Annotated in this window: 11 protein-coding genes; 4 read left to right on the plus strand and 7 right to left on the minus strand. The window is 43.3% G+C overall.

From position 1 onward, the window contains the following. Positions 1-481 precede the first annotated feature (481 nt). Positions 482-1590 (plus strand): IS3 family transposase gene (locus tag IAE50_RS04280; RefSeq protein WP_375286387.1). Its coding sequence is split into 2 segments (ribosomal slippage): positions 482-743 and positions 743-1590, totalling 1110 coding nucleotides; the frame shifts between segments, so codons are not numbered across the junction. A 257-nt stretch (positions 1591-1847) separates the two neighbouring features. Here the strand turns inward: IAE50_RS04280 and IAE50_RS04285 are convergent. Further along, positions 1848-3647, minus strand: a complete 1800-nt coding sequence (locus IAE50_RS04285; protein ID WP_200579667.1) for a UvrD-helicase domain-containing protein — start codon at positions 3645-3647, stop codon at positions 1848-1850. Between the two features lie 2 nt (positions 3648-3649). Continuing rightward, complete coding sequence (locus tag IAE50_RS04290) at positions 3650-5788, minus strand: ATP-dependent endonuclease (protein WP_200579668.1); 2139 nt, start codon at positions 5786-5788, stop codon at positions 3650-3652. Between the two features lie 324 nt (positions 5789-6112). Between IAE50_RS04290 and IAE50_RS26710 the strand changes: the two genes are divergently transcribed. Continuing rightward, complete coding sequence (locus tag IAE50_RS26710; protein ID WP_375286492.1) at positions 6113-6400, plus strand: hypothetical protein; 288 nt, start codon at positions 6113-6115, stop codon at positions 6398-6400. A 621-nt stretch (positions 6401-7021) separates the two neighbouring features. Further along, the gene (locus tag IAE50_RS04300) at positions 7022-7627 is read left to right on the plus strand and encodes a sce7726 family protein (protein WP_200579669.1); all 606 of its coding nucleotides are present in this window, start codon (positions 7022-7024) and stop codon (positions 7625-7627) included. Here the strand turns inward: IAE50_RS04300 and IAE50_RS04305 are convergent. The 5 genes from IAE50_RS04305 to IAE50_RS04325 form a co-directional block, all read right to left on the minus strand. After that, positions 7620-8702 carry a hypothetical protein gene (locus IAE50_RS04305; RefSeq protein ID WP_200579670.1) on the minus strand — a complete coding sequence of 361 codons (1083 nt, stop codon included), beginning with the start codon at positions 8700-8702 and terminating at the stop codon, positions 7620-7622. The two genes, IAE50_RS04300 and IAE50_RS04305, sit on opposite strands and share 8 nt — an antisense overlap. Beyond that, positions 8692-9240 (minus strand): ImmA/IrrE family metallo-endopeptidase, encoded by a 549-nt coding sequence (locus tag IAE50_RS04310; protein ID WP_200579671.1) that lies wholly within the window; start codon positions 9238-9240, stop codon positions 8692-8694. Before IAE50_RS04310 ends, IAE50_RS04305 begins: the two co-directional genes overlap by 11 nt. Beyond that, positions 9227-9943: a hypothetical protein gene (locus IAE50_RS04315; protein WP_200579672.1), complete on the minus strand. Its 717-nt coding sequence runs from the start codon at positions 9941-9943 to the stop codon at positions 9227-9229. Before IAE50_RS04315 ends, IAE50_RS04310 begins: the two co-directional genes overlap by 14 nt. A 213-nt stretch (positions 9944-10156) precedes the next feature. Beyond that, complete coding sequence (locus IAE50_RS04320; protein ID WP_200579673.1) at positions 10157-10441, minus strand: type II toxin-antitoxin system RelE/ParE family toxin; 285 nt, start codon at positions 10439-10441, stop codon at positions 10157-10159. Then, entirely contained in the window at positions 10438-10725 is a 288-nt protein-coding gene (locus IAE50_RS04325; protein WP_200579674.1) for an antitoxin of toxin-antitoxin stability system, read from the minus strand. Before IAE50_RS04325 ends, IAE50_RS04320 begins: the two co-directional genes overlap by 4 nt. 778 nt (positions 10726-11503) lie before the next feature. On the opposite strand from IAE50_RS04325, the gene IAE50_RS04330 reads away from it, so the two are divergent. Then, positions 11504-11704, plus strand: a complete 201-nt coding sequence (locus IAE50_RS04330) for an MbtH family protein (protein ID WP_200134796.1) — start codon at positions 11504-11506, stop codon at positions 11702-11704. The last annotated feature ends 29 nt before the right edge of the window (positions 11705-11733 follow it).

An 11733-nucleotide genomic window follows, 5' to 3' on the forward strand; every position in this document is an offset into this window, starting at 1 on the left:
CAATTGATTGTCAGGAAACACTTAAATTTAAAATGGTTATCAACATTTTTTTCAAATACCAAGTTGTAAATAAATATTAATTAAAAAAAGGAATTATCTATGCGAAAAAATAATAAACGATTAAAGTTGCATAAAAAATATTATTTCTAAGAGGGAAATTCTTTAATGTTAGTCTGAGGATTTTTTTCATCTTGCAAATTTTTATTTTCACTGTCTTTTCTCTCAATCAATCCATCTGGTAGCAGTACATAACGAAATTGTCAAAATGATTAAGTGTATGTATAAAATGTAAATTAAATGTAAACTAGGATGAGATTTTTGTAAGCCGCAGGTTTTCCGGCTGTCATTCTTGTGACGCGCGATATGGATTGTGAAGGGGAGCAGACGGAAATTTGTCAGCTATGACCCTGACCCGAAATCCTGCTCCATTCAGAAACAGAATTCCGGCATGATCTACACTCCCTGAACGGAGGTGGTGCCGATGAAAAAATCACGATTCACCGAAGAGCAGATTGTCTTTGCCCTGAATCAGGCCGAACTGGGTACGTCCGTACCGGACGTCTGTCGCAAGCTGGGCATTTCGGATGCCACGTTCTATACGTGGCGCAAGAAATACGGTGGCATTTCGCCCTCAGAACTGAAGCACATGCGCCAGCTGGAAGAGGAAAACCTGCGGCTGAAGAAACTGGTGGCCGATCTGAGCCTCGACAAGGCCATGCTGCAGGACGTGCTGGCAAAAAAGAGCTGACGCTGGCACGCCTGCGCGAATGGGTCCGGGACCTGCAGGCACGTTACGGGGCCAGCGAAAGGCAAATCTGCTTTGCTCTGCGGGTCAGCCGGAGTTCGTTCAGGTATCGTTCTGTGGCGGCAGACGACAGCGCGCTACGCCTTCGTATCAGGGAGATCACCGAAACCCGGGTTCACTATGGTTACCGAAGGGTTCACGTCATGCTCAGGCGGGAGGGCTGGCGGGATAATCATAAACGCATTTACCGGCTCTACAGCGAGCAGGGGTTGTCCCTGCGTCTCAAACGTCCGCGTCGGAATAAATCGGCCCAGCGGCGACAGCCCCAGCCTCAGGGGATGTATCCGAATCATGTCTGGGGTATGGACTTTGTCTCCGATGCGCTGTTTGACGGAAGGCGATTGCGCCTGCTGACGGTCATTGATCTGTACACGCGCGAATGCCTGGGGATCTGCGTGGGCCAGAATCTGCGCTCCACGGAGGTCGCAGAGATGCTGAACACTATTGCGCTCAGACGGCCCTTACCACAATTGCTGAAAACCGATAACGGCTCTGAATTTGCAGGGAAAATGCTGGACAAATGGGTGTATGAACGGGGGATCCATATAGACTTCTCACGCCCGGGAACACCGACGGACAATGCCACGGTTGAGTCGTTCAACGGCCGACTGCGACAGGAATGTCTGAACGAGAACTGGTTCATGTCTCTGGAGGATGCACGGTGCAAAATCGAGGCCTGGCGCATACACTATAACCAGAAGCGTCCCCACTCTGCACTGGGCTGGATGACGCCATCCGAATTTGCTGAGAAGTCTGCCGGTTGCCAGAATACGCAACCAATATGAAGCCGGTTATTCCTGATTATGACTGGAGCATATTCGGGGTCAGGATCAGCTACCGACATTACTAACAGAAGGTTATATCTAATCTTGGGGGGCATAGCCAAAGGTTGTAGCAGGCCGCCGCGCGAGCGCACTTCCAGATTGAGCCAAACGAGGCGAACCAAACAAAAAATTGACCTCGACTTTTAGGCTACTGTCGTCGAACTGGAAACGTCCCTCACGAAGCATTCACTCGAGCTTCAACGGTGCTCGTACAATTTCTATGGAATGTGGTCATAGCCAAAGGTGCATGCAGCAAGCTTGCGGGTGACTTGATACTCCTCACCAGAATATTGGCGAATGCGACCGCGTTCGGAAATCAAGTGCAAATTCTTTCTCGCACGCGATCCGATGACATAGAGCAACTTCATTGCGCTCTCTTGTCCGTTTGGATCATTAAAGTGCGGCACCATATCTTCCAATAAGGCGTAGGCAATTACTGCATCAAACTCGCTCCCTTTCACTCCATGGATCGTCGAAATAGTTATTCCGGTCCGGCTCTGAAATACCTTTCTGAATGTCTCGATGTCTCCGATAAACTCGCTACCCTCACTCTTCAACCGTTCAATTCTCGCTTGTGAGCTGTCAAAAAATGCTGTGTGATGTTCTTGAAGGAGCGAGAAAAGACGAAAGTCGATCTCCAAGTTGACAAACAAGGCGTCAAAGAATGAGCGGAGATAAGTTAGTCCATCCGCTTCATCTAACTTGATCGCATTGCATTCTCTTAAAAGGGACTTCCGCGTGAGCTTAGATACGCTCGCCCCAGACGCCTCCAGGTCATTCAGGATATCGCCCGCCCAACGGAGTCTGCGCACATACATTCCAGGCAACGCCTGGGTCAGTGCAATCTTCGAAAGCCTATACCAAAAATTCTCTGGGTCGCGCGCAAAGGGGACCATGCCGGGGCCATCAAATGGATACTCGGGCATACTCGCTACCAAGCGGCGTGTCATGCTTGCAAGATGCGTCCACTGTGGTGCCAACACACACACCTCTCGGGGAGCAATGCCCATCGACTCGATGTTGAACCGGATTAGCCGGATCAGCTCGGCTTCCAAGTCGATCTTTCTTACTGTGTCGTTGAAAGAAATAATACTCTGGTAAGCCCTTGCATCGGAGGCCGCTTCAATAAGGGTTGCATGGACATTGAAATTTCCGAAGTAATCAATGATGCGCTCCGAAGAACGGTAATTTTTTGACAGTTTGCGTTCCTTAATGTCGATGCCTGCCATTGCCTTGAAATCTTCATACGCAATCGGAAAGCCACCGAGCGACTGATAAATCGCCTGATTGGGATCACCGACAATGAAAGTCTTTGTCGCTCCTTGCCCGGCTTTCAAGATCGCAGTAATGATCGAATATTGAATTCGCTTAGTGTCCTGATACTCATCGACCAGTACGAAAGAAAACAACTGCGCCAGGAGGGTACTGATCGCAGGGTGACGAGCGATCAGTTGGTAGGCGTAAAATAAGATGAGTTCGAAGTCTATTTGTCGACTTTCCCGGAGGATATCGAAGTATCTACCCAATATTTCATGCAAGCCGTCGTGCTTCCATACCTGGGGGCAGGAAAGTACATAGCCGGTTTCTGTGAAATAGAACTCGCAATCCCAGAATGTTATTTTTGGCTTCTGGTAAGGCTTACATAAGGTTTCAAGAATCTTTTCACGCTCATGCTGGTCGATTACCCGGAAACCTCGATCCAATACTTCGTGATAAATCCCGTATGGCTTCAATATCCATTCCAGACAAAACGAATGGATCGTTCCTATCCAAAGGCGGGATGTGTCCACCCCAAGGCTCTCAATGCGCTCGTGAATTTCGTCGGCAGCACGATGCGTATAGGTGATCGCAACAACGAACTGCTTGTTGGACTCTAGCCTGGACAGCTCGTATGCAATCTTATAGGTCAGCGTTCGTGTCTTCCCGCTACCGGGACAAGCAATGAGAAATACGCTCCCAGTTTCCAAGATAGCAGCTTCCTGTTCCGTATTTAGATCGCTATTTTCCCACATAAACATGGCTAGAAGACCTTAAGGACGTCGTTGATACGATCATCGGGGAAGGTGGCCAGCATCTCGTTCCGGATGCCGACGAAATCGATTTCTCCGCTTCTAAAAGCCAGAAGTTTTTCCCTGAACTCGATGAAAACCGCCGATGCTGTAACCAGATCATTTTTGTCGATGTAATTCACACGGTAGCTTAGTACGTTGAACCAGACCTCCGTTGCTACAATCGGATGTGCAAAAGCGATGGCGTCCAAAATGTACTGTGGGATGGCTGTCTCCGGATCGACCTTTTTTCCTAACAAGATGGCGAACCACCCCTTGCCGTAGTTGTCAGCCATGGTCAGCACTCTTTGACCGTATCGCGCAATGTCGGCAGATTCAAGATCTGCTTTGGCTGTCGCAATAGTTGGGGCATCCGTGTAAATATCAGGCAGAATACCCACGACCTTGCGAGCATTCCCAGCCGTGACAAAATCCACCTCGAAGGTGTGGGGAGCAAAAAAAGGCGAGACCCATGGATTATCTTGAAACGACGCTTCTAGAAGTGCCTTTCTGGCGACGCCTTTCTCTTGGGATGCCTGGTATTTTCTCTTGCGCCGTAGCACCTGTTCAGCGTCCCCGGCGACGTGCGCTGTGTCGATGATGGACTTGTCGAGATCGGTGACAATGCTGCACCGCTTTCGGATTCGATCGTCGTGGAACAAAACCGCGACGTTCTGGAAGCCGGTGCTTCGGATGTTGATCAAACTAATGCCAAGTTCGTCAAGGCTGACACCTAGCACCTTCTTGATCAAAATCGGGATCAGAATTTCTTCGGCATCACCCTCTACAAGAACAACGCTTTTGGCGAACAGCAGGTTACTGCGTACCGCATCCAGATAACGTTGGACGTTACCGACTTCCTCAGGGGCCAACCCGGTGGCGGGTTGGTAAGCCTCGCATCGATAATTTTCTCTGCCAAGAATATTTACGTTCTGAATATTGCTGACTTCTGAGATATGCGTCGAATGGGTCGAGTAAATGATTTGGGTGTCTTCGTATTGAAGCTTATCGAAGAGCGTCTTTTGGATATGTGTATGAATATGGGCCTCTGGCTCCTCAATTAGCAAGAAATTGGCGATCGATTGCCTAGCCTTCTGATACTTGAATTCCAGCAGCTTTAATGTGAGGAAGATCAGGTTTGCACCGCCTAGGCTCAATTCGTGGATAGGCCCTTCGTGTCCCTCTCCCGACTCACCGACGAACAACTTGAGCGACTGGAAGAGCTTGTCGGCTTCGTCGGGCAAATCGGATTTAATCGAAAGCGATGAAGGTGAGTAAGCCTCGCCCGCTGCGTCCTTGATTGTGTCTCGTATGTCAGTTCGAACTATTTGGACATCGGGTAATGCCTCAATAGAGCCATTGAGTGCTTTCACTCCATCAGTAATCGCTTGGAATGCCACAGAGTCGATATCACCGCTCTTACCTTTCAAAAGAGACAGTAGCGGATTGGTTCTATTGTTGTGGAACTCAGATACAACATCTCGCAACGCCTGAACGAAGGTAAAGGAAATTTCCTTGGAAACCGACAACACGCTTGGAATCTTGGCACCGATTGCGGGAAACTCTATTTCTTCGCTGAACTTGGCGTTTTCGAAGTCACCGACCACTTCTTTATAAAAGGTTTCATCATTGAAGTCAGATTCGCTACGGCCGGTGAAAATAGTTTCGTAGTCGTTCAGGGTGACCTGATCAAGAATTGCAGCCAGGCCAGCATGATCTCCATCGTGTAACTGAGAAAGGCGAATCCTGATTTCTTTCTTGGGGCGGAAGATGAGGTTATAGGTGGCCTTGCCGATCTCCTCATCTTCGATGCCTCCCGTTCCATGCCGGAACAAAGCTTGGACGGCCTCATCCGCAGAGATATCTTCGAACTCTAGGCTGATGATGATCCAGTGCCCTTGCCACCTTCCCAATCCTCGATGAAAGTCAGTCAAATCTAACCGATAGGCTGAGCGGATCATGTTGTCATCAAGCAACAGTCGAATCGCTCTAAACAGGTTGGTTTTACCCGATCCGTTTTCGCCAATGATGGTGTTGATGCCTTTTTTAAAAAGCAGTCTAGTATTTGCAAAATTCCTGTAGTTGACCAAGCTGAGCTTAGAAATGTGCATTGAGGGCCTCGTTCTTTTTTTATTAGGGAAGCCACATCACGTGCCGGCCACCTCGTGGAGTATCTGCCATTTTACAAGGTGTCACTACTTTTCGACACCTTAACGACGTGTCTAAAACTGGTCGCTGGTCGATATTTGTCTATCGCGTATTCTGGTGAAGATGAACAGTTATCTCTTGTAGTGAAGAAAAACTGCAGCGTGCAAAGGCGCTTGGGCATCCAGTTTAATCAAAACCAGCCTGACACCGGAATGGTCATTACAGGCTGCTAAGTTGTCCGGGGGCATGGATTTGACCATATTCTGGAACTTATCGGCGGAGATAACCTGCGCAAGTCTGCAGATGCCCTTGCGCCGGGAGGCAGAATTGCTCAGATTGGTTTCCTTAAAGGCAGTGAAATGGTGCTTCCTGCCGTCCCCCTGATGCTGAAAAGAGCAGTTATTCAGGGGATTACCGTGGGCCACCGACGGGCTCTTGAAGATTTATGTCAGCCTGTTGACCGCCATCAGATTAAACCGGTGACTGATAAAATATACGATGTCTCTGGCACAGGAGCATCTTTTACCCACCTTGAGAGAGGACCATTCGGGAAAATCGTCATCCGAATCGGTTAACAATTTGGAGGGTAAAAAGAAAAAGTTTACTATCACACATCGCCTGCTGGGGGGACATTGTCCTTCTTATTTTCTCATATCCTTTTTATCAGGCCGCTTGCATAAGAGACATACTGATGACCACTGACCTTACTCAGTCTTCAATTATCACTGCTGCCAAAAAGATTAAAAGCTCAGTCATTCGGCCCCCCACGGTTTTGTCTCAGGGATTGTCGGATATGTTGGGAAGAAAGGTTTTCTCAAACTGGAGAATTTGCAGACGGGCGGCTCTTTTTAAGCCAGGGGAGTGCTGAACCTCCTTTCCGCTTTTATATACCCTTGCAGGAGAGATTGTGACGGGGAACGATTAACCGTAAGCTGATACGAAAGTAAAACACGGGGGAAATAAAAACTGACATTCACGGTAAGCACTTCTACAAGTGCTTAGGTGAAATATATTCACATCATCACGCTCCATACTTATAATCAATTATCTTTATGTCACATTTTTATTTTCATAGAACCTTGCAGATTTAAATATTCCATCACAAGAAAATAGCCCTTGTCAATATAGGCAAGTACTCCGAAAGTATTTACCTTTTTATTCAAAAATGGTAAAGTATCAATAAAGAGGTGACGCAGATGAATGAAATAGATTTTAAAATCCCGCTTACAAAATTCTTTATGGCAAAAGACTCTGTCGCTTTGAATTTTGAGTTCCCTTTTGATTTTAATAGACGCCGCTGCGATCTTTTGATTGCTTCCGATGAGGAGATTATTGGCGTAGAAATAAAAAGTGACATTGATAATTTATATAGATTAGATGAACAGTTAAAATCATATTATACTTGTTTCAACAAAGTATATGTCGCTTGCGGCGTCCGTCATTACAATGAAATTAGCAAGATAAAAGGTAATTTTGGGATCATCTACATTACAAAAGAAAATTTAACAATAAAAAGAAAAGCAAAAACGAGAAAGGATCTAAATATCATTGCAGTTCTCGATATGTGCGAAAAAACATCTTTAGAGAAAATTACTAACATGAAGTCATCCAGTAAAGCAGACCTCATCATGGGTATAATAAGTACATACAAGAAAAATGAAATATATGCTATCCATCGCAAAGCAATATATGAAAAAGTCTCTAGAATATATGATACTTTTATATCTGAAAAAGGAGATGTCATTACCAGAGAGGACATAACTCTCCTTAGCTTAAAATCAATGAATCTCGGTTCTATATAAATTTCATTGCCATCCTGGACATATGAATATTTGATCTTACCGATATCCAATATGAAGGATTCAAACCACCAGGTTTAATTAATGCAGCCTGTTTAATTTCATCCATCCCCCAGCAATTTAGATTATCCTTTTGAAACTCAGGCAACCTAATAATATTACTAGCACACTGTCCATACCCACCAACATCTCGACGAACTTTTGAAAAAAAGATTGAGGATTCTGTTGGGTAGTCAATTCTTGGGATCCAGTTATAAGATTTAACATCATTCCGGAAAGGGTGAATACAAGCATAGTCACCATATAAAAGTATATCAGGAATATTGGAATTGACTAATGCCATACTAACATTCCGGTGTAAGTCAACATTACCATAATATATCACATTGTTATATTGATCTTGATTTTTTTTCAAATAATCTGTGATATTCGCAGGGTAATGTTCAGAGCAAAAAATATAATTACCAGAATAGAATCCATTAACTTGGCTATAAAAGTAAGAGATGAAATCGATTATGTATTTAAATGGTTCTGCTCCAATTCTTTCGTAAACATAAGATGCATCAAAAATGATGCTATGTATCAGATAAGACCTGTGCTGGATTAACTGAATTAAGTTCGCAAAAAGGCTCCCTAGCCCATCCTCAAAAATTGGCAAACGAATAGCAACATGCTGTGTATGTTTGCTTAAATTCTCTACCTGTAAAAAAAGATCATTTAATTGAGAATCAGGATAAGCCAATACTACTGGAATAACACCAGGTATCTTAATTTTAACATACCCAATAAAATTACACCAGTTTTCAAAACCATTCTGGTCATCTAAAAAACTCTCAATGTCTGAATTTAAAAGAGACTCTATAGTTGTTATATCCAGTATTATTCTTTCCGATTTCACCACCTGACATATTTCATCAACTTTTTTATAGACACTTGAATCTGGGTTGTTTTTCCCTTTTCGAGATTTCGTTAGTTCCAGTACAGGTGTTAATCTTGTCCACGTAGCTGCATTAATATTTTTCAATGCTCGCATTTCAGCTATTGTAGTTTTAATTATAGGGTAATACTTAATACTCATACATATTCCTCTGTAGAGTTTCTACTCTTATTTTTGCAGCAAGAACAGAAACGTCGAAATACTCTGAAATTAACTCTGCATCAGACCCTTTAGTATTCATAAAATCGACCAGTTGCTTTCTTGGCATTAATAAAGCGCCAGCAAAATTGTTAGCCTCATATTCCATTGAATCCATATGTGTGCTGCGGTACAAGGCCTCATCAACAAATGATATGGCTCTATTTCTGTGTAAAAAATAATGGCCCAACTCATGAGCTAAAGTAAACCTTTGACGTTTCGGATGATGTAATGAGTTAACCGTGATCATCCAACGCCCTTCATTATTTTTTTGCAACATTCCAGAAAGTCCATCATCCATTATGACTCGTTTCAGGTCTATTCCAATTTTAATAATAAAATCATCAATGTCAAAAGGAATAAGCTTAACTTTCAAAATATTAACGGCGTAATCCAGAACACTTTGCGGGTTGTTCAAATTCAACATATCAACAGGCAAATTATCATTAATATTTTTAATTTTCCGTTTAAGGATTGCCATGTTTATCATCCTCATTATTACTATTTTCAGGCTGACCTTTGCCCTTCATGCTATCTAGCATGTTCTGAAAATATAGATTTTGATCCAGGGATTCATCTACTGGTAATAATTTATTTTTTAATCCCATCAATTCTTTTTTCAAAATATCCACTTCACTTCTCAGACGGAGAACTTCATCACTGCCATCTGTATTTTCGTCAGTAAGACGTTCAAACTCCTCCGTAAACACATCAGAAACTTTATTTTTGAGTTCTGTATCAAATCCCTTATCATTAGAGAAAAAATATTTAACCTTCGCGCTTATAGTAAAATCAAATTTATCATCAGCATTTATCTTTATGACTAATACTGCAAAAAAGGCAGAAAACGTACAGAAAAAAATCAATATAGTGATTGTATATGAATAAAAACTACCCGTTTGAGATAACAGATCGTTTGTACTTAAAATAAAGTTTTTACTCATTAAATGAGCTAGCATTTTCTTTTCCGAAACATTCATTCCGGAAATAGAGTCACCGGACACATACCAGTGAAATGTATTAATAAAATCTTTGACAGGATTGCTGAATAACCAAAAAAATATAAAAGCAAAAAGACCAAGCAGTAATGAAAAGAGACAGAGTTGGAGAAAAACCTTAACCACCGGAATAGCTCCCTCTAATAATATACCTCTCACTGATTTTGATCCAACATCTTTGCTCATCGTCATACCTTCATCAGTATTTTTCTATTTTCACGCAGTATATATTAAATATTGAGTAAATGTTAATCATTAATTCAATCAATGCCATACATTACCACCCCGCCATAACACCTTGATTAATATTGATATTAATAGTTGTGGATTCAGTATTTTCGATAATCCGCTCCGATTCCCCCCAAGGTAAAAGGAAAAAATAGGACATAGAATCATCGTTTAAAGCGGGGGCCACTCACGAAAAGTACTAACCAGTGCCAAAATCCATACTACACCCTCGTCTTCATCAGTTTCATATACCAAACGATAATGATGATGTGGATATAGTTCGCGAGTGCCCACAATCTGACCAAGAGCCCCCATTTCCGGTTGCGTTGCCAAATTGCTGGCTGCATCGCTAAAACGCATGTCCATCTCAACCGCAGCAACGGGGTTATCCGCTAGAATGTACTCCCAGATATCGAGACGATCCCGCTCAGCTTCAGATGTCCATATAACAATCACGATCCAGCATTACCTTTAGCAATCTGAGCACGGCGCAGTGCAAACTCCGCTTCAACGTCATCGTTTGAGCGACCATGACCAGCCCGCGCAGACTGACGGGCTATTTCAACTTTACGCTCAAGATAAGCATCATGTTCACGACTCTTTTTACGTTGCTCAATGTAACCTCGCATCAGTTCACGAATGACCTGCGCTGCAGGTCGATCCTCAGCCGCAGCCTCAGCCATGAACATGTCCCGTAGTTCAGGTTCCAGCTTCATTGTGAAAACTGCTTTTATCGCCATATGACCTCCTATTGAAGATATACTTAGTATATACCAAAGCAGTACCATTATGATCATTAAATGATGCAACTTGTGCGATTCCAGCTATCACATAGGGGAATCGAATCCGGATGAAGTTCAGAAGGTATGCAGTGTAGCTTTATGATTTACAGTATAAAAAGCGGGTCAAATAATGGGTCTTGACAACAGCTGGTGAAAAAAACTACTATTAAAAACAATTCAATAGATAACTGAATGTTCCCGAGTCCGGGCACCACTAATTTAAAGAAACCAGCCTACGGGCTGGTTTTTTGCTTTCTGGGGTATGGACTCTCCATCGAACTTCGTTCGATTATTCGCCGTAAACGGCTCACCCCTTCGGGGCCAGCGCGACAAGCGCGCTGTTCAACGCCTGCGGCGTTAGTCCGGATCCGGGCACCACTAATTTAAATAAACCAGCCTACGGGCTGGTTTTTTGCTTTCTGGCGTATGAACTCTCCATCGAACTTCGTTCGATTATTAACCACACACCGCGCTTCATATTAATTAATACCTGAGAGCATATTTTAAAAATTAATATTATTCAAAAAATAAAATTGCCATTTCTTTTATCTATACTATTTAAAGCTTAGCCGCTCGATAAAATTCTTATTTATTCACGCTATTATTAATTAGCAATAAAACGTGAGATAGATCACAACAAGAAGTTATCTCTTTTACAGCCTCCTATTACAGATTGCCTTCCAGATTTTTATTCTATAAATATTACCCTCGTTTTTATTATTACAGGGGCAAGTAAATGAGCAATCCATTCGAAAATGAAAACATTACTTTTTTAGTATTAGTAAACGCAGAGAATCAGCACTCTTTATGGCCGGAATTTATGGTTGTCCCCGAGGGTTGGGACGTGGTCTGCGGGCCCGCCAGCCGCAAAGCGTGCATTGAGTACATTGAGGAAAACTGGAAGGATATCAAGCCGAAAAGTTTACAAAATTTATAACCCCGTGTTGCCCACTCGTTATCCTATTT

It is taken from the genome of Kosakonia sp. S42 (assembly GCF_016624785.1).
Classification (GTDB): Bacteria; Pseudomonadota; Gammaproteobacteria; order Enterobacterales; family Enterobacteriaceae; genus Kosakonia; species Kosakonia cowanii.